Annotated in this window: 18 protein-coding genes and 1 tRNA gene; 11 read left to right on the forward strand and 8 right to left on the reverse strand. The window is 55.8% G+C overall.

Annotated features, from left to right (window positions below; genetic code table 11):
- Positions 1-115: 115 nt before the first annotated feature.
- On the reverse strand, positions 116-1,144 hold the full coding sequence (queA, locus tag LG198_RS10655; protein ID WP_230343233.1) for a tRNA preQ1(34) S-adenosylmethionine ribosyltransferase-isomerase QueA: 1,029 nt from the start codon (positions 1,142-1,144) through the stop codon (positions 116-118).
- Positions 1,145-1,177: 33 nt separating this feature from the next.
- Here queA and LG198_RS10660 point away from each other — a divergent pair.
- From LG198_RS10660 to LG198_RS10685, 6 genes are all read left to right on the forward strand, one after another.
- Positions 1,178-1,262, forward strand: a tRNA-Leu gene (locus tag LG198_RS10660).
- Positions 1,263-1,522: 260 nt separating this feature from the next.
- Positions 1,523-2,146: a PepSY-associated TM helix domain-containing protein gene (locus LG198_RS10665; RefSeq protein ID WP_230343167.1), complete on the forward strand. Its 624-nt coding sequence runs from the start codon at positions 1,523-1,525 to the stop codon at positions 2,144-2,146.
- A 10-nt stretch (positions 2,147-2,156) separates the two neighbouring features.
- Positions 2,157-2,672 carry a DUF2271 domain-containing protein gene (locus LG198_RS10670; protein WP_230343168.1) on the forward strand — a complete coding sequence of 172 codons (516 nt, stop codon included), beginning with the start codon at positions 2,157-2,159 and terminating at the stop codon, positions 2,670-2,672.
- A 38-nt stretch (positions 2,673-2,710) separates the two neighbouring features.
- A complete protein-coding gene (locus LG198_RS10675) occupies positions 2,711-3,508 on the forward strand; it encodes a DUF4198 domain-containing protein (protein WP_230343169.1) in 798 nt (265 codons plus the stop codon).
- 2 nt (positions 3,509-3,510) lie between these two features.
- Positions 3,511-4,509, forward strand: coding sequence for an FAD:protein FMN transferase (locus LG198_RS10680; protein WP_230343170.1), 999 nt, complete (start codon positions 3,511-3,513; stop codon positions 4,507-4,509).
- Complete coding sequence (locus LG198_RS10685) at positions 4,506-6,083, forward strand: sulfite reductase subunit alpha (protein ID WP_230343171.1); 1,578 nt, start codon at positions 4,506-4,508, stop codon at positions 6,081-6,083. The genes LG198_RS10680 and LG198_RS10685 overlap by 4 nt, the downstream gene beginning before the upstream one ends.
- A gap of 187 nt (positions 6,084-6,270) precedes the next feature.
- Here LG198_RS10685 and LG198_RS10690 read toward each other — a convergent pair whose 3' ends face one another.
- The 4 genes from LG198_RS10690 to LG198_RS10705 all read right to left on the reverse strand — a co-directional run bounded on the left by LG198_RS10690 (position 6,271) and on the right by LG198_RS10705 (position 12,737).
- Positions 6,271-7,686 carry a GGDEF domain-containing protein gene (locus LG198_RS10690; protein WP_230343172.1) on the reverse strand — a complete coding sequence of 472 codons (1,416 nt, stop codon included), beginning with the start codon at positions 7,684-7,686 and terminating at the stop codon, positions 6,271-6,273.
- Positions 7,687-7,797: 111 nt separating this feature from the next.
- Positions 7,798-10,071: a CHASE2 domain-containing protein gene (locus LG198_RS10695; RefSeq protein ID WP_230343173.1), complete on the reverse strand. Its 2,274-nt coding sequence runs from the start codon at positions 10,069-10,071 to the stop codon at positions 7,798-7,800.
- 17 nt (positions 10,072-10,088) lie between these two features.
- Positions 10,089-11,720, reverse strand: coding sequence for a FecR family protein (locus LG198_RS10700; protein WP_230343174.1), 1,632 nt, complete (start codon positions 11,718-11,720; stop codon positions 10,089-10,091).
- Positions 11,721-12,023: 303 nt separating this feature from the next.
- The gene (locus LG198_RS10705) at positions 12,024-12,737 is read right to left on the reverse strand and encodes a response regulator transcription factor (protein WP_230343175.1); all 714 of its coding nucleotides are present in this window, start codon (positions 12,735-12,737) and stop codon (positions 12,024-12,026) included.
- 359 nt (positions 12,738-13,096) lie between these two features.
- On the opposite strand from LG198_RS10705, the gene glnK reads away from it, so the two are divergent.
- The 4 genes from glnK (at position 13,097) to LG198_RS10725 (ending at position 15,605) form a co-directional block, all read left to right on the forward strand.
- Positions 13,097-13,435 (forward strand): P-II family nitrogen regulator, encoded by a 339-nt coding sequence (gene glnK / locus LG198_RS10710; RefSeq protein ID WP_011478800.1) that lies wholly within the window; start codon positions 13,097-13,099, stop codon positions 13,433-13,435.
- Between the two features lie 50 nt (positions 13,436-13,485).
- Positions 13,486-14,754 (forward strand): ammonium transporter, encoded by a 1,269-nt coding sequence (locus LG198_RS10715; protein WP_407659191.1) that lies wholly within the window; start codon positions 13,486-13,488, stop codon positions 14,752-14,754.
- A 233-nt stretch (positions 14,755-14,987) separates the two neighbouring features.
- Positions 14,988-15,248, forward strand: coding sequence for an AbrB/MazE/SpoVT family DNA-binding domain-containing protein (locus tag LG198_RS10720; RefSeq protein WP_230343176.1), 261 nt, complete (start codon positions 14,988-14,990; stop codon positions 15,246-15,248).
- Positions 15,249-15,605, forward strand: coding sequence for a type II toxin-antitoxin system ChpB family toxin (locus tag LG198_RS10725; RefSeq protein ID WP_230343177.1), 357 nt, complete (start codon positions 15,249-15,251; stop codon positions 15,603-15,605). It abuts the gene before it with no gap.
- A 108-nt stretch (positions 15,606-15,713) separates the two neighbouring features.
- Here the strand turns inward: LG198_RS10725 and LG198_RS10730 are convergent, their stop codons facing one another.
- The 3 genes from LG198_RS10730 to LG198_RS10740 all read right to left on the reverse strand — a co-directional run bounded on the left by LG198_RS10730 (position 15,714) and on the right by LG198_RS10740 (position 18,870).
- Positions 15,714-17,687, reverse strand: coding sequence for an acyltransferase family protein (locus LG198_RS10730; protein WP_230343178.1), 1,974 nt, complete (start codon positions 17,685-17,687; stop codon positions 15,714-15,716).
- A 90-nt stretch (positions 17,688-17,777) separates the two neighbouring features.
- Complete coding sequence (locus LG198_RS10735; protein ID WP_230343179.1) at positions 17,778-18,239, reverse strand: GNAT family N-acetyltransferase; 462 nt, start codon at positions 18,237-18,239, stop codon at positions 17,778-17,780.
- The gene (locus LG198_RS10740) at positions 18,232-18,870 is read right to left on the reverse strand and encodes a helix-turn-helix domain-containing protein (RefSeq protein ID WP_230343235.1); all 639 of its coding nucleotides are present in this window, start codon (positions 18,868-18,870) and stop codon (positions 18,232-18,234) included. Before LG198_RS10740 ends, LG198_RS10735 begins: the two co-directional genes overlap by 8 nt.
- A gap of 192 nt (positions 18,871-19,062) precedes the next feature.
- Here LG198_RS10740 and LG198_RS10745 point away from each other — a divergent pair, with 192 nt between their 5' ends.
- Positions 19,063-19,788: a type 1 glutamine amidotransferase gene (locus LG198_RS10745; protein WP_230343180.1), complete on the forward strand. Its 726-nt coding sequence runs from the start codon at positions 19,063-19,065 to the stop codon at positions 19,786-19,788.
- The last annotated feature ends 49 nt before the right edge of the window (positions 19,789-19,837 follow it).

Below are 19,837 nucleotides of genomic sequence, written 5' to 3' on the forward strand. Positions count from 1 at the left end.
CGCCCGCTCTGCGTTGCACTCCTTGGCAAGGCAATGAGCATTACCTGCGGACTGCGCCTTGATCGGACGCGTTTTGATGCCATGCGCACTCCATGAAAAGAGGGTGAACAGGCTCTTAGTCCTGCCGTTCGATCAGCATCGCGTCGCCATAACTGAAGAAGCGATAGCGCTCTTTTACCGCATGGGCATATGCATCGCGGATATGATCCATGCCGGCGAATGCCGATACCAGCATCAATAAGGTACTTTTCGGCAGGTGGAAGTTGGTGAGCAGTCGCTCCACTACCTTGAAGCGATAGCCAGGCGTGATGAAAATATCCGTGTCACCCGAACCGGCGTGCAATGTGCCGCTGCGTGCAGCGCTTTCCAGCGCACGCAATGCGGTTGTACCCACTGCCGTCACCTTGCCGCCGTTTGCCTGCGTGCTGCGGATCATATCTACGGTGGCTTGCGGCACGGAATAAAGCTCGCTATGCATCCTGTGCTCGCTGATATTGTCCACGCGCACCGGCTGGAACGTGCCCGCACCGACATTCAGGGTGACGTAGGCAAGGTTGATCTCCAGGTTTTTCAAGGTTTCCAGCATGGCGGTATCGAAATGCAGGCCTGCCGTGGGAGCTGCCACGGCACCCGGCTCGCGCGCATAAACGGTCTGGTAACGCTCTTCGTCTGCGTTGCCTGCCTCATGGGTGATGTAAGGCGGCAGCGGCAGGGCGCCATATTGCTCCAGCAAGTCGAGCAAGGGCACATTTCCAAGAAATCTCACCTGGAATAAATCATCCTGTCGTGCTGTGACTTCGGCATCAATGGCATCTGCAATGCGCAGCAGGCTACCGGGCTTGGGAGCACGTGAGGCGCGAATATGGGCCAGTGCTTCAAATGTCCCGAGAATACGCTCTACCAGAATTTCTATCTTGCCACCACTGAGTTTTTCTCCATGTAGCCTGGCCTTGATAACGCGGGTATCGTTAAAGATAAACAGGTCGCCTGGATTGACCAATGTGGGCAGGTCTAGAAACAGGCGGTCATGCCGTTGGCCGGTATTGCCATCGAGATGCAGCAGGCGGCTGTCCCTGCGTTCCTTGGCTGGAAACTGGGCAATCAAATCATCAGGTAATAAAAAATCGAAATCAGTAGTGCGCATTGTCATAAGGGTTGCTATAATGCCGACCTTGTTGCCGGGGTGGCGGAATTGGTAGACGCAGCGGACTCAAAATCCGCCGCCGCAAGGTGTGGGGGTTCGAGTCCCCCCCCCGGCACCAGTCAGGCAATATTCTTCAGAAAATTCCCTTTATTATTCCGTCGGTTAGTTGTTAGAGCCTATGCACGACATGCTTCATGCCTGGCGGAGGCGGGATTATACCGGAGCTTGCAGCAACTTGCTCCGCCTTCATTACACTTCTTTACATTTATCCAACATATTTTTTCGTACAAGCGCAGTGCTTAGCACGGCTGCGTCTGTAGTCTTTGTTATAATGAGAAAAATTCTCATTTGGTGGCTCGCTAGCGTTTGCACGTTGACATGCAAAATAACCAAGCACAAAAAAACCGCTCATTCTGGCTCAAGCATCTGTATCGCTGGCACTGGATCAGTTCCGCTATCTGCCTGATCGGCATGTTGCTGTTTGCAGCTACGGGCCTGACGCTCAACAATGCCAGCCGGATTGAGTCCGACCCTGTCGTGACCAAGAAAAGCGGGCAGCTTCCTGCCTTGCTGCTGCCGAGACTGCAGCAGTCCCAACCTGAAAACGCGCCCTTACCCCAGGTGATTGCCGACTGGATGGCAGGGGCGCTGGCGATTGAGGCCGGTGAACGTGCGGCCGAGTGGTCGGAGGATGAGGTCTATGTTTCCCTGCCGCGCCCGGGAGGGGATGCCTGGGTAGTGATAGACCGTGAGAGCGGGGAACTGAACTACGAATTGACCGAGCGTGGCTGGGTGTCCTATTTCAATGATCTGCACAAAGGCCGCAATGCCGGGCTGGCATGGAGCTGGTTTCTGGATGTTTTTTCCATCATGGCGCTGGTTTTTTCAATCACAGGCCTGTGCCTGCTGCATATGCATGCAGGCAACCGCCCATTGACGTGGCCCTTGGTGGGGCTGGGGATGGTGTTGCCCTGGGTCTTGGCCATACTATTTATTCATTAAGGAGAGTTTGATGCGACATGCACTTATCCCGGCCCTGATCGCGGCCATGTTTGCCAGTAGCGGCTATGCGGCTGGGCTGGATGTCAAAGTGACGATCCCCAGGATCAATGCCGCTGAATATCATCGTCCCTATCTCGCTGTATGGGTGGAAACGCCAAACCAAGATATCGCCACAACCCTGTCGGTTTGGTATGCCAAGGACAAGGCTGAGAACAAGGGCACCAAGTGGCTCAAGGATTTGCGGCAATGGTGGCGCAAAGGCGGACGCGATCTGGACTTGCCGCTGGATGGCGTCTCTGGCGCGACCAAGCCTGTAGGTGAGCACACGCTTTCCTATACTGAAGGCAAGCCGCCGTTGGGTACGCTGGCCCCGGGTGAGTATAACCTTGTGGTCGAGGCTGCACGCGAGAAGGGCGACCGTGAACTGGTGCGCATCCCGTTCAAGTGGCCGGTGCAGCAGGCTGCAAGCCTCAAAGCTAGCGGCGAGTCCGAACTCGGTGCGATTAGCCTGGAATTGAAACCTTAACTTTATATTGACTACTTGACTACGGAGCCCTGACTGATATGAAACCTGTGAAGTATTTACTGGCCGTTGCCGTTGCCTTGAGCGCCAGCGTCGCCCATGCCCATGGTTATTGGCTGTTGCCGTCGAGTACGGTGTTGTCGGCGCCGCAGTTCGTGACTTTTGACGCTGCGGTCTCCAATGATCCATTCCACTTCAATCATCGCCCATTGCCGGTGGATGAATTGCAGATTGTTGCGCCTGATGAAAGCTTGCAAAAACCGGTCAATGTCAGCAAAGGCGAGTTGCGTACGACGTTCGATGCCTATTTCGAGAAAAACGGCACCTACCGCTTATCCGTGTACCGCGAAGGTGTGCGGGCCTTCTGGAAAGAGGGCGACCAGCCCAAGCGTTTCATGGGCAAGGCTGAGGACCTGAAGCAGCGCGTCCCTGCCGGCGCCAAGGACCTAAAGGTAGCGGAAATCGCCAACCGTCTCGAAACCTATGTGACCGTCGGATCGCCCACCCCAGTCAAAACGACAGGGCGCGGCCTGGAGGCCGTGGCCAGTACGCATCCGAATGACCTGGTGGCAGGCGAGCCGTTGACGCTGCAATTCCTGGTGGATGGCAAGCCAACGGCAGGGGTAGAGGTTGAAGTAATCAAGGGCCAGACCCGTTACCGCAACCAGAAAGGCGAGCAAAAACTCAAGAGCGATGCCGATGGCAAGGTCACGATCCACCTGCCTGAAGCTGGCTTGTATTGGCTGGATGCAGACTATACCGACAACAAGGTGCAAACCAAGGAAGCCAAGGAGCGCAGCTTGGCCTATGTGCTGACCCTGGAAGTGCTGCCGCAATAGGCATGCGCCAGGTCATCATTCCGCAACAGCTCGCCGATTTGCCGCGCGAGCTGCCGAGCGGCAATATTGTCGCGCTCAGCGGACAGACCATGGGCACTACATGGTCTGTCCGCTATATCAATCTTCCTGGATTGCCGAAAGTCGCGGTGGCGAGTGCCATAGAAACTGCCCTGGACCAGGTGGTGCAGCAAATGAGTACTTGGTTGCAGGGATCGGTCATCAACCAGTTCAATCATGCCGAACCTGGGACAGTCTTGCCTGTGCCGTGGGAATTTTCGGCAGTGTTGTCCAAGGCGCTTGCAGTGGCGTCCCAGACAGATGGCTGTTTTGATCCGACAGTGGGCACCCTGGTTGACCTGTGGGGATTTGGGCCACAGCAAGGCCGGGAGTTGCCGCCTGCACCCGAAAGTGTGGAAGCTGCTCTGCTGGATAGCGGCTGGAAGAAGCTGCAATTTGATCCTGTCCGCAGTGAGCTGAAGCAGTCAGGACGGCTGACCCTGGATTTTTCCGGCATTGCCAAGGGCTTTGGCGTGGACCAGGTTGCCGCCGCCTTGCGCCAATCTGGCTTGCAGCATTACCTGGTGGAAGTGGGCGGGGAGTTCTACGGTTATGGCGTCAAGCCGGATGGGCAGCCCTGGTGGGTTGCGCTGGAGCGGACGCCGGACGCGGCTATGCTGGATGAGTATATTGTGGCCGCCCATGGCCTGGGGCTGGCAACTTCAGGGGACTATCGCCGTTATTTCGAGCATGAAGGCCGGCACTATGCGCATACCATCAACCCGGCGACAGGCTGGCCGGTGGCTGAGGCGCCTGTTTCAGTTAGCGTGCTGGCTTCAAGCTGCATGGAGGCCGATGCTTTTGCCACGGCCTTGACTGTAATGGGACTGGAGCGCGGGCTGGCTTTTGCCAGAACCCATGAATTGGCTGCCTTGTTCACGGTGCATGCGCAGGACGAATTAGTCCAACGCGCTTCTCCCAGGCTGCAGGAAATGCTGCAGTGAGCAGGTTGTATGCGCTGACGCTCAGTTTGTTATTAAGTAGTGAGGCGCAGGCTGCGGTCAATCATCCCGCTTTCAACCGCACCATGCTGGCGTTGGCTGTGTGCGTGGCCTATCTGTTGTTTTGCATCTGGATATTCAGGCGTCACCGGCGGCCATCGCGCATCGCTTTGCCAGTGGCGGGAGACGGTGTCGATGCCGTGCTGGTCGGCTATGCCAGCCAGACCGGCTATGCGCGTGAATTGGCGCTGAAGACCGCACAATCCTTGCGGGAGGCCGGATTGGCAACACGGTGCCTGGCGCTGGATGAAATAGACCTGCCTATATTGGAAAAGGCCAGCCGCGCCATGTTTGTCGTCAGCACGACAGGTGAAGGCGATGCGCCTGACAATGCGCGTGGATTTGTGCAGAAGGTGATGCCTGCGGCATCGTCACTTGAGGGTTTGCAATATGGCATATTGGCGCTTGGCGACAGCAGCTATGCCAATTTCTGCGGGTTTGGCCACCAATTGGATGGCTGGCTCCAGCATGTGCATGCGCTCCCCTTGTTTGATCTTGTACCGGTAGATGCAGGCGACGCGGGCGCATTGCGGCATTGGCAATACCAGCTGGGATTGCTGGCAGGGAGCACGGAAATGCCGGATTGGCAGGCGCCGCAGTACCAGTTCTGGCGAATGGCCATGCGCAGGCAACTCAATGCTGGCAGTGCAGGTGCGCCGGTTTATCACCTGGCGCTGCGCCCTGATGAGGAGGGCATGCAGTGGCAGGCCGGTGATATTGCTGAAATCGGGCCGCGCAATCCCCGGCATGAAGTGGACAAGCTGTTGTCGCAACTGGCATTGGACCCGGATGTCGTGCTGGATGACAAGACCTTGGCCGCGTGGCTGGAAGAGCGCCTGCTACCCCATGGCGAAGCTGAAATCGCTGCCTTGCAGGGCTTGTCGCCGGAAAGGTTGTTGCAGCTGCTGCGTCCATTGCCGCATCGTGAATATTCGATTGCGTCCCTGCCTGGCGACGGGCAGGTGGAGTTGCTGGTGCGGCAGGCATCCTATGCGGATGGCAGGCTGGGGCTGGGTTCAGGCTGGCTCACGCAATATGCTGAGCTTGGCGCCGCAGTGGCACTGCGTATCCGCGAGAATGCGGCATTTCATCCGCCTGCAGAAAACCTGCCATTGATTCTGATTGGCAATGGCACCGGGATTGCCGGCTTGCGCGCGCATTTGAAAGCGCGGGCAGTCAGTTCCCAGGCAGCTAATTGGCTGTTGTTTGGTGAGCGTAACGCTGCCCATGATTTTCATTTCATGGATGAGATGGTTGCCTGGCAGGCCAGTGGCGTGCTGGCCAGGCTGGACACGGCTTTCTCGCGTGACCAGGCTGGCAGGGAGTATGTACAGCATATCTTGGCACGCCATGCCGCATTGGTCAGCGAGTGGGTGAAGCAGGGGGCGGCCATCTATGTCTGCGGCAGTGCAAACGGCATGGCGCAAGAGGTGCATGCCGTGCTGCTGCAGGCCTTGGGCGAGGATATATTGACCGAACTGGCATCCAATGGCAGGTACCGGCGGGATGTTTATTAAAAGCGGCTAACAACACTTTCCTGGCGTTGTTGCTCCGCCTTGCCGTACTCCGTGTATGGTCTGCGGCAGAGTGTCTAGCCAGGATCGCTTCACTGAGTTTTGTTAGCCAGTCTAAGTCCCGCTGCCGGGGGAATAAAAAAGCATACCTGGAAAACGGGGGGTGGACGGACACCAGGCATGCGTAAGACTATTGATGTGGCATTATTTCCGGAGGGAATAGGGATTTACTCCAGGATAAATTGTGCGCCAGGTCCTCATGGCGGACGATGCGATTTCTCCCCATGCTTTTTGCTGTATACAAGGCCAGGTCCGCCTGCACCAGCAGTTCACTGATGGAGCGGTTCTCATAAGGCGCATTCCAGGTGGCATGGCCGATGCTGACAGTGACTTGCCGGTGCGTACGGGCCGGTATCTTGAGCTTGTTGATCGCGGCATGTAGTTTCATTGCTACGGTATGACAGCCTTCTGGCGTGCTGTTGGGCAATAGCACCACGAACTCCTCACCGCCAAAGCGGGCAACGAAATCTCCGGGCCGCTGCATGTTGGCTTGCAGTGTCTGGGCAATGTTCTTCAGGCATTTATCGCCCTTCAGGTGGCCATATTGGTCGTTGTATTCCTTGAAGTAATCAATATCCAGCATGATGATGGAGAGCGCCTTGCCTGTACGCTGGGCGCGGCGCCACTCCATGGCTGCGGTTTCATCGAAGTAACCGCGGTTGTATATGCCGGTGAGGCCATCCTTGTTGGCTTTTTCTGCCAGTTCCGAATGTGAGCGGGCAAGGTCGCGGGTGAACTGGCTCAGTTGCAGGATCAGGATCGCAAGCAGGGTGGTGGATGAAAACAGGCTGAGCAATTGCGCCATATACCAGTTGGCGCTGAACGGTGTGTTGTCTACCAGGAGATGGGATACCTGGCACAGGTGCGACAGCGCTGCCACTGACAGGAATGTTGTTACGAATTTGTTGTCGCCGCCTATGCAGCGTACCAGCGCAAAGGTAACAGCTGAGATAGCCCAGCTGGCCCAGCCAAGTTGCTCGGTGGCAGCTTGAGTAGCGCTGCTGTACATCAGTGAAGAAAACAGGCTGCCCGAGTTGAGGGCGAGCATGTAGAGAATAATGCCGATGAGCGGCGTCAGCATGAACGGTACAGTATTCTTGCCTAGGCTGATGCGGTTGAGCTGTGGGAATGAATCCGCAATCTTGCGGAACAACAGCGCAATGATAATAAAACCACAATAACCGAAGTGCCAGTACGATCCCCAGCTTGTCATGGTGTTGGATGTGACTGGGAGCGTATTGGTGGAAGCGGCATGCATGGCAAACAGCCCGGTTGCTGCGGCCAGTGCGTAGATGGCATAGGCGCCTGCCAGGGGTACCAGGAAGAATTGCTTCTGGATCCTGAATTGCACCAGCAGGAGCAGGGCGGTTGTTGTGGTGCTCAGTACGACGATGATGGCAACGGTGGGAGCGAATGCTGCCAGCTGCGGCCACGGTTGTGCCGTATGCAGCATGGACAGCAGGCTTGCCGCGACAAGTAACAACATCAGCAGGCGTGTCATCCAGCGTAACCTGGATGAGATCACCTCATTCAGGACGGCATCCATTGCCTCCTCCCCCTTTGATTAATCTGCCCCTATCTTGCAGTAGCTACTTGTCTTGTCATAGCGATCTGACAATTGTTGACATTTGGCCGCTCCAGGCGGGGATGTGGGGTGTTATTGCTGTATGGGGACGAGAAGATGAAAGGTGCTGCCTGCGCCTGGTACGCTGGTGACGCGTACTTCACCCTGGTGGCGGGCTGCAACGGCGTGGACAAAGGCCAGGCCCAGGCCTGTGCCTTCGATGTGCGGATGGCTTTGCTGGTGGATGCGGCTGAAGGACTGGAAGAGTTGTGATTGTGCCTCCGGCGAGATGCCGATACCGGAATCCTTCACGGCGATGCTCCAGTATTGTCCTTCTGCGGCAATACTGCATGTGATTGTGGCGTGGTCCGGGCTGAACTTGATGGCATTGCTCAGCAGGTTGGCAATGGCGCGCTTGAACAGGGTGCGGTCCACGCGGGCATGGACTTCCGGCGGTGCGTCTGTCAACGCTATCGTGATGTCGCGTGAGTATGCCTGAATCCAGGCATCATCAATGGCTTCATGCAGCAGATCCTCGAGGTTGATGTCATTGAGCTGGTAATGGCCGGATTTGGCGCGGGTCAGCTGCACAAAGTCATCTGCCAGTGCCAAGGCGTTATCGGCGTGTTTTTCTATCATGCCGAGCCAACGCTCTTCAATTTTATCCGGCGTGAGCTTTTGCAGTTCCACGAGGGAAATGATGGATGACAAGGGCGCTCGGATATCGTGCGTGATAAAGCGGAATGCTTCGTCGCGGTCACGCTCGGCCTGCCATAGCTTGGAAACGTCGATAATGCTCAATATCCAGCCGATATGATGGCCTGACGCGTCTTTGCAGGGGGCGAACTTGATCAGCAGTTCACGCTGTTTGCCATCCCGTGCTTCAACTTCGATTTCCACCGGCGCCTGTAATAACTGTGCATTGATGACTGGTTGATTGGCCTGGTGTTCGTGAATGTCGCTCACGAGCGGGATCAGTGGTTGCTGGAGCAGGATCGCAGTTGAGTGAACGCCAAAGTAGCGTGCGGCGGCCTGGTTGGCGATGCGGATAATGCCGTGCGGATCGCAGACCAGGGTGGGGTCGGGCAGCCCGTTGACACTGTCGCTGATGAAACGGTGCATGCCCTGGAGCTGGCTGGTGGCTTCGTGTAGGGCGTTGATGCGCCGGTCAAGGAAGTCGTTGAATGCGGTATTGTGCAGTGGCGTCGACAGCATGGGGAATTCGCGCTTGAAAGACTCGAACTCCGAGGCTAGGAAGCGGGCGGCAGTATCCAGGCGGTGCCAGCTCCAGAGAGGATAAATCAGCATCAGCCCCAGTCCGCCTGCAGATGGTGCCAGCAGGATGCCGCAGGAGAGAGCAATAATATAGGTGACAAGCAGTAAGAGTAACAGCAGGGAAAAGCTCAAGAGTAGTGCCCAGAGCGGGCTGAGCAGCATAAAGCCGAGCAATGCCAGGGCGACAAAAGTCAGGTTGAGCAGAATGTTCTGCCAGGGGCTGGCTGGAGTGAGTAGGTGGCCACTCAACTGGCTTTCCAGGATATTGGCGAGGATTTCCACACCGGGCATCAACTGCCCATCACGAGACACGGGCGTGGCATATTGGTCGCCAATGCCGGTTGCGGTTGCGCCTACCAGTACCAGCTTGTCCTTGAAAACATCATCGGGAATCCTGCCTTCAATCACGTCCCGGTAGGAGATGCGCGGAAAGTATCCTGCGTTGCCGGCATAGGGAATCAGTTGGGTTTGTGTTTTCGGTGAAGGCGTGGCTACGCCTGGGTGGTTTGCCGCATCCAGGGTTGCCTGGCTGAAGTGCGGATGATGCTTGCCGTCTGCATCCTGCTGCATATGGATGGAGCGCACAACGCCGTCATAGTCCACCTTGATGTGCACATGCCCCATGCCGGCAGCGTGGCGTGACAGGAGTGGATGCGGTACCTGCACGTGCTGGAGTCTGCCAGTCTCGCTAAACACGACAGGCAGTATGACCACGCCACTTTTCTCCATCGCTGCTGCCAGTAGCTGATCGTCTTCGGGATGTTGCAGGTCCGCCTCGCTGAAGAGAATATCCAGGCCGATGGCAGCCGGGTGCTGCTCACTAATGCGATTGAGCAGTTCAGCATGCAGGCTGCGGCGCCAGGGCCAGCGGCCAAACGTGGCAATGCTGTCATCGTCGATTGCCACAATGATCACTTTGCCGGTCAGCGCATGCTGCTGGCTGGCGATGGTGAAGTCCTGTATCAGGTCATCGGCGATGATGAGCGTGCGCTGTTGTGACAGCAAGGCTACCAGCGCGAGAATGGTGCCCGAAATCAGCAGCCAGAGCAGTTTGCTACGCGAGGGTGCTGAAGATAGGTGGGACAAAGTCATGCAGCGCGAAGCAATGGTCAGGATTTGGGTTTGTCAAACCAGGTACGGTCAAACCCATCGTCCTGCTGCTCGATTTCAATGATGCGCGCATCCGAGAATGGACCAGTGCCGTTTTCCAACTGGGTTGCCAGCCTGATGTAATAGCGTCCCGCAGGGAATGATTGGATATCGATGGTTGGACTGTCAAGCAATTGCTCCGCCTCCACTGGCTCGAACTGCGGATTGCGGCTGATTTGCGCCAGGTAGCGGATATTCTGCTGTCCGCTGATCCAGTAAGCCTGGCCCGGGTTGGCCCGGGATATGCCGGCATCCTCGCTGATAACCAGCGGACTGGGCAAGCTGTAAGGCCCTTGTTGCAGGTTGCCGGCGGTATCTGGCGCAATGGTGGCTACTCGCCAGTAATATTCGCCCTGGGCCAGCGATGCTGGCTGGTATTGGCAGCTTTCCAACTGATCGGCATCCGCAATAATTTGCTCAAACTTGTTATCACTGGCAATTTGCAGATGGTAGCCATGGGCGCCTTCCACGGGCGTGCAAAGCAATTCGGTACTGCTGCCAGTGGCTTGTCCGGCCTGTGGTGCCAGCAGCCAGGGGCTGGAGGGGTGGCTGCGGATACTGAATTGGTGCTGCGACTCATATCCTGCAATACCGTGAGCGTCGAGTGCCCTTACCGCTAGACGGTAGTCTCCATCATCCAGGCCCGGCAGCGTTGCGTTTGCCGATGTCGAGGCTTCATTCCAGATGACCTGCTCCATGCTTTCGTCCCGGGCAATGCGGTATTGATACTCGCTGCTGTCGGTCAGTGCGGGCCAGCTGAATTGCAGCAGTTCCTGCTCGGCAAGGCTGGCTGGCAACTGACTCAGATTGGGGGCCGGCAACAGTGTTTGAACCTGCCCCAGGCCATTTGCCGTCGCGGCTATGCCCTGGCCAGCCTGCAAGGTAGTGCCTGCTTTGCGTTTGGCTGCCTGGCCTTGCTGCATTTCCACCTGGCCTTGTGTCACGCTGCTGGTGGTCGATGCTTCTCCAGTCCCTACCATGAAGCGGGTGCCGCGCACTGCTGCAACTGCCTGTGGCGTGATGACCTTGAAGTGTTGTTGCTTGCGTTTGGGCGCTGGTGTCGCGGAAACATCCACATCGCCCTGCTCGAGATAGATGACGCGCTGGCCTTGTGGCATCAGGCTGCCTTCCTTGATGCGGTCAAGGCGGATGCTGGTGTTGGCAAGGATGCGTGCAACGGTTTTATCTGCAAACTCCAGCGACAAGTAGCTGTTGTTACCGGTACGTACGGTGCTGCCCTCAGCCAGCTGTTCGCCGTATGCAATGGCCTTGATTGACTGTCCCGTATTATCGAGCAGCATGACTTCGCCATGAACGAAACTTGCTGTGACGGTACTGCTGATGCGGGGAATGACGAGGGTGGAGCCAGGCTTGAGCCGATGGGGGTTGGCAATGCGGTTGAGTTTCTGGATATCAGGCCAGGCATTGGGATCGCCCAGATAGTGCGCAGCAAGATTATGCAGGTTATCCCCGGGTTCCACAGTATGGTTGAGCGTGTCTGCCTGTGCCGGGTGATTGGCAGCCAGTGCAAACCCCAGGATGCAGACGGGCTGCCAGAGCGCTCGCCACGGCGAGTTTCCGTAATTCCACATTGCTTGATTCCCCTTGTATATTAGAGCCTGTTGATGATCATTTCATGAGATACGCATGGCTTCAGATTTAGTTTCACCCCTTTGTCCGATCAAGGCGCAGTCCGCAGGTAATGCTCATTGCCTTGCCAAGGACTGCAACGCAGAGCGGGCGCGTTTTGGGGCCATGCCCTTTGGGTTGCCCCGGCAGCGCAGCCGCTGCTGCGTTGCAAATCCTCGCCGGGCAATCAGCCCGTCTGCGGTTGCGCCTTGCTTCGCCTATCCTGCCGGGTCAACGTACCCCATGAAATGATCATCAACAGGCTCTTAAGTATTTTCTTCCACTAACGGCATAAGTGTATCGCTTTCCAGCCGGTAACCCATGCCGTAAACCGCTGTGAGCTTATAGCCATTGTTTGGATGCAGTTTCAGCTTGGAACGTATGGCGGAAATATGGGTATCCAGCGTACGGGTTTGCAGGTCCACCGACTGCATGCCCCATATCTGCTCCTGAATATGCTGTCGCGATAGCAGGCGGCCCTGGTTCTGGAACAGGAGCAGCGCCAGCTCGAATTCCTTGTTCTTGAGTGCCACAGGCACACCGTGATGCTCAAAGCGTTGTTGCGCGACATTGCACGTGTAGTTTCCCCATACGAATTCCTGCTGGGTTTGCTGAGGATACAAGCGTCGCAACAAGGCGTTGATGCGCGCATGCAGCTCACGCACACGCACAGGCTTGCTCATGAAGTCGTCAGCGCCACAGGTCAGGCCATGCACCACATCGCGCTCATCACTGCGGTTGGTGATCATAAGCACAGGAACGGCCTCCTTGATGTTGGCGCGAACCCATTGCACGATTTCCGGGCCGGAGGTATCCGGCAGCTCCCAATCCAGGATCAGGAAGTCGAAAGTCTCATGCTGCAACGTGCGAAGCAAGGATTTGCCATCAGTAAAAGTATGGCAATCGTGTCCCAGCGAGACGACGGTTTTCTGGATGAGTTCCAGTTCTGAGTTGTTGTCATCCAAGGCAGCAAAACGCATTTCTTTTCTTTCCTTTTTTGCATTATAGGCATACGCAACCGAAACGTGCCAAGCCATTGCTGGCAATATCGCGCACCGCCCTAGCCAATCTTATACCTTCGTCTGTAAGAGACATTGTCAACAAATGTTAACCATCCCGCTTGTATGACCGTTCGCACATTATTGGTGCGTTGATCGTTTTTGGTGCATTAAAAACGGAGTGATCAATGAGGTGGGGAATTGGTTTTTTTATATATATTTGAAAAATAAGGAAAATTAATGCTGGCACAAGAGTTGCTGAACATCGCCTGTTCCAAGTGAAATAAATGGATGGGCCAGGACTCTGGTGATTATCAACAACTTTGATGCAAGGAGCATGTATGAAATTCATATCCGCTATCATCAAGCCATTCAAGCTTGACGAGGTGCGGGAAGCTCTTTCCGCTATTGGCGTACAGGGGATTACTGTCACTGAGGTTAAAGGCTTCGGGCGCCAAAAGGGGCATACCGAGCTTTACCGCGGCGCTGAATATGTGGTGGATTTTCTTCCCAAGGTAAAACTGGAGGTCGCCATTGAGGACAGCTTGCTGGACCAGGTGATTGACGCGATCGAACAGTCAGCCAGCACCGGCAAGATCGGGGATGGCAAGATTTTTGTGTTTGATCTTGAACAGGCTTATCGCATACGCACCGGTGAAACCGGCGGCGATGCGCTTTGAGGGAGGAAGCCATGAAGCGATTCTTATCTATATCCACCTTGCTGGGTGGCATGCTGGCCGTAACAGGCTCCTGTATGGCGGAAGAAGTAGCAGCAGAAGCACCAGCAGTCTTGAATAGCGGCGATACTGCCTGGATGATTGTGGCCACGGTACTCGTCATTATTATGGCAGTTCCTGGGCTGGCGATTTTTTACGGCGGTATGGCGCGTGCCAAGAACATACTTTCGGTATTGATGCAGGTCATGGTGACATTCTCTCTGCTATCCGTACTGTGGGCAGTCTATGGCTACAGCTTGGTCTTTACAGAAGGCAATGCCTTCATCGGTGGTCTCAGCAAGGCTTTCCTGTCTGGTATTACCCCGGATAGCCTGGAGGGTACGATTCCTGAACTGTTGTTCGTTACGTTCCAGATGACGTTTGCTGCCATTACCCCGGCGCTGATCGTGGGCGGTTTTGCCGAGCGCATCAAGTTCTCCGCAGTCCTGTTGTTTATGGTCTTGTGGATGACCTTCTCCTACCTGCCAATGGCGCATATGGTCTGGGGCGGCGGCTGGATCGGCGAAATGGGCGCAGCTGACTTCGCTGGCGGTACCGTGGTGCATATGAACGCCGGTATTGCCGCACTGGTCGGTGCCCTGGTACTGGGCAAGCGTATCGGTTACGGCAAGGAAGCCATGCCTCCGCACAACCTGGTCCTGACCATGATCGGCGGCTCCCTGCTGTGGGCTGGCTGGTTCGGCTTCAACGTCGGCAGCGAACTCGCAGCTGACGGCATGGCCGGCCTGGCTGTGGTCAACACACAACTGGCAACCGCCGCCGCTGTTGTCGGCTGGGTCGTGACTGAATGGCTGATTAAGGGCAAGCCTTCCATGCTGGGCGCTGTTTCTGGCGCGATTGCCGGCCTGGTCGCCATCACCCCGGCTTGCGGCTTCGTTGGCCCGATGGGTGCGATTGTCCTCGGCTTCATTGCCAGCATCATCAGCCTCTGGTCTGTCACCAAGCTCAAGAATGCCCTGGGCTACGATGACACTATGGATGTATTCGGTGTCCACGGTGTTGCCGGTATCATTGGCGCGCTGGGCACAGGCATCTTCATGGCGCCATCCCTGGGCGGCGTGGGCTACGAAGAAGGCGTGACCATGGGTGAGCAATTCTACATCCAAGCGGTATCCGTCGGCTTCACCGTAGTCTATGTCGGTATCGTCAGCTACATCCTGTTCAAGATCGTCGATCTGGTAGTTGGTCTGCGCGTCTCTGAAGAAGATGAGCGTGAAGGCCTGGATACTGCCTCCCACGGTGAGCGCGCTTATCACAACTAAAATAGTCTGGTAGTTTCAGGCTTAAAGAAAACCCGGCGAATGCCGGGTTTTTTTATTTTGTTCACTAAATGCTTCTGACTTGCTTGATATTTAGAATGTTAATGACACCCAGATTTTTGAGAGGCGATGATCAATAGGTTCGATACTGGGTCTCATTAAACTGTAGTAATACAATGTTTGACAATCATAAGCCTCTATGACACTATCGTACAACATTGTTGTACGGAGGTTCTATGGAAACCGTTGTAAAAAAATCTGGAAATAGTGCCGCGATATTTTTACCTACCAACTTGATCAAGCCTAGAAACATTACGGCCGGGGCCTTGGTTGAAATTCAGGAACGCGAGGCCGATTTGGTCATTATTGTGCGTGGCAATGCAAGGAAAAAGCCTACCTTGGCCGAGTTGATTGCGAAATGTGATCTTTCTGCGCCCATGCCTGATGTGCTGGTGGAAGTGGAAAACGCGCCGTCTGTAGGCCAGGAGTTTGTGTAGATGGTCTTTAATAAAGGGGATATTGTCCGGACTAGTTTCAACCCCGTTGCTGGAAAAGAGTTGCAAGGCGAAGCGCGGCCTGCACTCGTGATTACGCCAAAAGCCTTTAACCAGGTGGGTTTGAGCTGGATTGTCCCGATAAGCCAGGGCGGAGTGCATGCGCGTGTTGAGGGGTTTGCTGTTTCCTTGGCCGGGACAGGCCTTGAGACTCAAGGCGTGGTACTTTGCAATGGAATCCGCAACCTTGATCTAAATGCAAGGAGTGCTACCTTTGTTGAAAAGGCGCCTGGCTATATTGTCGAAGAAGTAATGGACATCATCACTGCCATCCTTGATGCAGAAACACCTGCAACCTGACAATAAAATGCGATCGGAGCGGGAGTTGGATAGATGCATCAGTAACACATTTGGCATGTGAGTAACCAATAAAACGCGACAAGCAAGCCCGGCATGAGCCGGGCTTTTTCATTTTGTATCAAGGCCCAGTTCCGGGTCGGTAATCACCTTTCTCGCACCCGCAAGGCTGAGGTGGTTATCGTCGAAATACAGGGCTTCGTCGTCAATCACTGCGGGACAATCGCCATTTACACATAGCGTTTCCAGCGGCTTGATGGCATGCAGCTTATTTCCATAAGTCAGGCTGTCCAGCTTCTCAAGCATGTAGGCGTGGCGCGCAAGATAGAAATCCTGGCTGGTGATGCGGTCAAGATTGTGTGCTGAGGAGTCATTGAAGATGGAAAACGGCGTAATGGCCTTGGTAATGTCCATGGGCAGTTCCGGGATGGGGTACACCACATACACCTCCTTGCCTGCGGCAAGCAGACGGTCGACGATGGTTTTCAGGCTTAGCCAGTACTGTTCCCTGAGTTCTTCCGGGCTGAGGCTGGCATAGGCCGGAAGATATTTGTTGGCAGGGCTGTAGTCGGGGATGGACGGGTAGAGGTGGCCCAGGTCGCCGAACAGGAAGCGGGTGTAGCTGAAGCCGACCAATACGTGGCGGATGTCGTCGCGTTGCTCCAGGTGGGCGACGGCTTCGCGCAGCCAGGCGCTGCAACCGGGCTGCTTGGCTTCAAACAGCAGGCCGGGCGGGCAGCCGCTGAAGCTGAGGTGCAATACGCCCTGATCCTGTTTTTGCAGCTTTTCCCCGAGCGCGTAAGCCAGTTCCACGGTGTGGCTGTCGCCCAACGTGGCCCAGGTGGTCTGCTTGCCGAAATATTCGCAGGCATCTTGCGGCTTGAGGTAATCGGTGCCGCTGGTATGGCAGCGCTCACGCATCGGGCTAGCGGTGGCGCTGGCCATCAGTTCCGCTTGTTTGAACCGGCCGGGCAAGCCGTCGCCTTGCATGCCGATTGCACCCAGGAGCAGCATGACAGCCAGGGACGCGGCGGAAAGCTGGAAGATGCTGTGCCTGGAATAGCGGCGCTTGTCGCGAAAGGGTTGTTCGACATAAAAATAACTCAGGATTGCCAGCGCGAAAGCAGCCACAATGGCGGCGGCAAACATCATGACCGTAGGCGGGTATGCGGTTTTCATGCGCAGGAAGGCAAACAGGGGTTGGTGCCAGAGGTAAAGCGAATAGGAGATTAATCCAATGCCTACCATCAAGCGGCTGGAAAGCAGTTTGCCAGTTGTGCTGCCGGCATCGCAGAACGTGATCACCAGGCAGGCGCCCATGACTGGGAGCAGTGCATATAAGCCCGGAAATGGTGTTTTATGGTCAAGCAGGAACACCGCGCCGACAATCAGCAGCAATCCTATCGATGCTAACCATGCCCGTGCGCGTTGGCCAATGAACGACCAGCTTTCGGGCCTAACCAGGGCGAGCAGTGAACCCGCCAGCAGTTCCCATGCGCGGCTGAAGATCAGGTAGAAATTGGCGTCAATTGCTTTTTGCCGCAAGAGGTATTCCGAAGTCAGCAGAGAAATGGCGGCCAGGCCCAGCAGGAGCCATGCGATTCCTGCGCGCCGCAAGAACCATAGCCCTGCGAGCAGCAATGGGAACAGCAGGTAATACTGCTCCTCCACGGCCAGGCTCCAGGTGTGCAGAAGGGGTTTTTCATCGGAGGCAGTGGAGAAATAGCCGCTGCTCAGGTAGAAGAAGACGTTGGAGCAGAATGCGGCTACCGAGGCCAGGCTTTGCGCATATCCGCTGAGCAGCGATGGCGGCATGAGGAGAAAGGCCGCCACACTGGTGGCGAGCAAGACCACGGTGAGTGCGGGCAGGATGCGGCGCGCGCGCCGCTCGTAGAAGTTGACGATGGAAAAGCGCTGGCCTTCCAGCTCGGCGAGCAGGATGGAAGTAATGAGGTAGCCGCTGATGACGAAGAAGACATCCACCCCGACATAGCCGCCACTGAAACCAGATAAGCCGGCATGGAAAAACACCACCGCCAGCACTGCAACCGCACGCAAACCATCCACTTCTCGCCTGTATTTCAAACTGCCCCTTTCTATCCACCTTCGTTATTGTTGCAGGGTGTGACAGTGGGATAGGCCTGAAATTCAGCCAGAGCCGTAAGGCAATGCAGGCTAGAGCAAGATATTGCGCGCCTGCAAGCGCGTGGTGTTCCAGCCGAGGTGGTCGTAATAGGCGATGGCGGGCTGGTTGTCCATATCCACCAATAGCTGCGCGCGGGTGGCGCCTTGTGCCTTGGCCCAGGCGAGGACGTCGTCAAGCAGGCGCCGCCCCAGGCCCTGGCTGCGCCATTGCTTGTCTATCACCATGTCTTCTATCCAGGCTGCCGGGCTGCCCTGGGCGGTGGAGATCACCAACTGCGCGCTCACCATGCCGACCACTTTGCCTTCTGTATTTTGCGCTACCAGGATGGCGCCTTGTTTGGGATTTGCGAGCAGCAGTTGCAACCCCGTTGCTTGCCTGGCAGAGTCGGGCGTGAAGTCCTGTTCTATACTGAATAATTGCTGCAATAGATTGCATAATGCCGGGATATCGGCTGCCTGCGCTGGGCGAATGATGGCGCTGGCGTCATTCATGTTCGGCCGGTTCCTCCGTATCGTAATGAATGATGGCGAGAAAGCGTATCGGCAGCTTGGCGTGGATTTCCGGGCGGTGTGGGATTTCACCGCGGAAGGTCAGGGAATCGCCCGGCTCCAGCATATAGACTTCCTCGCCTACCCGGTAGCCAAGCTCGCCTTCAAGCATATAAAGAAATTCGGTGCCGCCATGTTCGAAAGACGGAAATTCCTCGCCCGGGTCTTCAAGCGTGATCAGGAAGGGTTCAAACAGTTTCTTGGGACCTTGGTCGTAGGCTAGCAGGTGATAAGTGTGTCCATTCCGTGTGCCTCTGCGTACCACTTCCATGCCTTGGCCTTTTTTCACGAGCTGTGCGCCGCCTGTCGGCTGGTTATAGCCCTGGAACAGCCGTGATATGGTAACGCCGAGGCTGTTGGCGAGCTGTTCCAATGTGTCCAGGCTGGTGGACACCAGGCCGTTCTCGATCTTGCTTAGCATGCCACGGCTGATATTGGCGCGCTCCGCGACCTCGGCAATGGTGAGCCCGTGTTGCTGGCGGATGTCCTTGATGACATTGCCCAGGTGCTTGCCCAAGGGCTTGGTGTCGGTATCGGTGCCTATTGCTCCATTTTTTTTCACATTGTCCGCCATGTCGTGTTGGTTTTCCTCAGCGTATTTCATCCGAATGTTACGTGGAGCCGCCTTGACATATGAATACATCAGATGGCAATGTAAGTTTCATAATAATAAAAAAAGTTTATTTATAATATTGCATAGGTGCCGGAGCAGCAAGGGGGAAACAAGCTTGCAACGGTTTTGCAATTTTAAATCTAGGATGAAATCATGAAACCCATCATTATCGTGCAATTTACCGCTTCCGAAGGGCCTGGCTATCTTGCGGATTTTTTAGCGCGCCAGAATATCCCATTCCAGGTGTTGAGAATAGACCTGGGCGATGCATTGCCTGTGCATATTGATGGCTATGCCGGCCTTGCGATGATGGGCGGCCCCATGAGCGTCAATGATGACTTGCCGTGGATACCGCGGCTTCTGGCATTGATAGTTGATGCCGTGCAGCAGCGGGTGCCGGTGATTGGCCATTGCCTTGGCGGACAGATGCTGGCCAGGGCAATGGGCGGAGAGATTACTGATAGCCCTTTTACGGAAATTGGCTGGGCGAAAGGTTACCCGACATCTGCGCCGCAAGCTGCCGAGTGGTTGGGTAGCCAGTCCGAGCTGACCCTGTTCCAATGGCATTACCAAACTTTTTCGATCCCGCCAGGCGGGGTGCATATCCTGCGCAGCCAGCACTGTGCAAACCAGGCCTATGTGCTGGATGACCTGCATATAGGGTTCCAGTGCCATATCGAAATGCAGTCAGGCATGGTCAATGAATGGTGCCGTATGTCTTCAGAAGAACTCAAGGGCGGCACAGAGGCTGATCCGGCACAGCCTGCAATTCAGTCTACCGAAGAGATACTGGATGGGTTGGATGCGCGGATACTGCATCTCAATCAATTGGCCGAGCATGTATACGAGCGTTGGGTCCAAGGCTTGAAGCGTGCCTGATGCAGGCCGGCAGCACATACCACCTTTGAAGTACACCTTCGAGAGAATT

The organism is Methylobacillus arboreus (assembly GCF_020532725.1).
GTDB classification, from domain to species: domain Bacteria; phylum Pseudomonadota; class Gammaproteobacteria; order Burkholderiales; family Methylophilaceae; genus Methylobacillus; species Methylobacillus arboreus.

Bases quoted from the DNA above. Each gene is read 5' to 3' on its own strand.
- queA (WP_230343233.1), bottom strand. From the start codon at position 1,144: ATGCGCACTACTGATTTCGATTTTTTATTACCTGATGATTTGATTGCC.
- LG198_RS10665 (WP_230343167.1), top strand. From the start codon at position 1,523: ATGCAAAATAACCAAGCACAAAAAAACCGCTCATTCTGGCTCAAGCAT.
- LG198_RS10670 (WP_230343168.1), top strand. From the start codon at position 2,157: ATGCGACATGCACTTATCCCGGCCCTGATCGCGGCCATGTTTGCCAGT.
- LG198_RS10675 (WP_230343169.1), top strand. From the start codon at position 2,711: ATGAAACCTGTGAAGTATTTACTGGCCGTTGCCGTTGCCTTGAGCGCC.
- LG198_RS10680 (WP_230343170.1), top strand. From the start codon at position 3,511: ATGCGCCAGGTCATCATTCCGCAACAGCTCGCCGATTTGCCGCGCGAG.
- LG198_RS10690 (WP_230343172.1), bottom strand. From the start codon at position 7,686: ATGGATGCCGTCCTGAATGAGGTGATCTCATCCAGGTTACGCTGGATG.
- LG198_RS10695 (WP_230343173.1), bottom strand. From the start codon at position 10,071: ATGACTTTGTCCCACCTATCTTCAGCACCCTCGCGTAGCAAACTGCTC.
- LG198_RS10700 (WP_230343174.1), bottom strand. From the start codon at position 11,720: ATGTGGAATTACGGAAACTCGCCGTGGCGAGCGCTCTGGCAGCCCGTC.
- LG198_RS10705 (WP_230343175.1), bottom strand. From the start codon at position 12,737: ATGCGTTTTGCTGCCTTGGATGACAACAACTCAGAACTGGAACTCATC.
- glnK (WP_011478800.1), top strand. From the start codon at position 13,097: ATGAAATTCATATCCGCTATCATCAAGCCATTCAAGCTTGACGAGGTG.
- LG198_RS10715 (WP_407659191.1), top strand. From the start codon at position 13,486: ATGCTGGCCGTAACAGGCTCCTGTATGGCGGAAGAAGTAGCAGCAGAA.
- LG198_RS10720 (WP_230343176.1), top strand. From the start codon at position 14,988: ATGGAAACCGTTGTAAAAAAATCTGGAAATAGTGCCGCGATATTTTTA.
- LG198_RS10725 (WP_230343177.1), top strand. From the start codon at position 15,249: ATGGTCTTTAATAAAGGGGATATTGTCCGGACTAGTTTCAACCCCGTT.
- LG198_RS10735 (WP_230343179.1), bottom strand. From the start codon at position 18,239: ATGAATGACGCCAGCGCCATCATTCGCCCAGCGCAGGCAGCCGATATC.
- LG198_RS10740 (WP_230343235.1), bottom strand. From the start codon at position 18,870: ATGGCGGACAATGTGAAAAAAAATGGAGCAATAGGCACCGATACCGAC.
- LG198_RS10745 (WP_230343180.1), top strand. From the start codon at position 19,063: ATGAAACCCATCATTATCGTGCAATTTACCGCTTCCGAAGGGCCTGGC.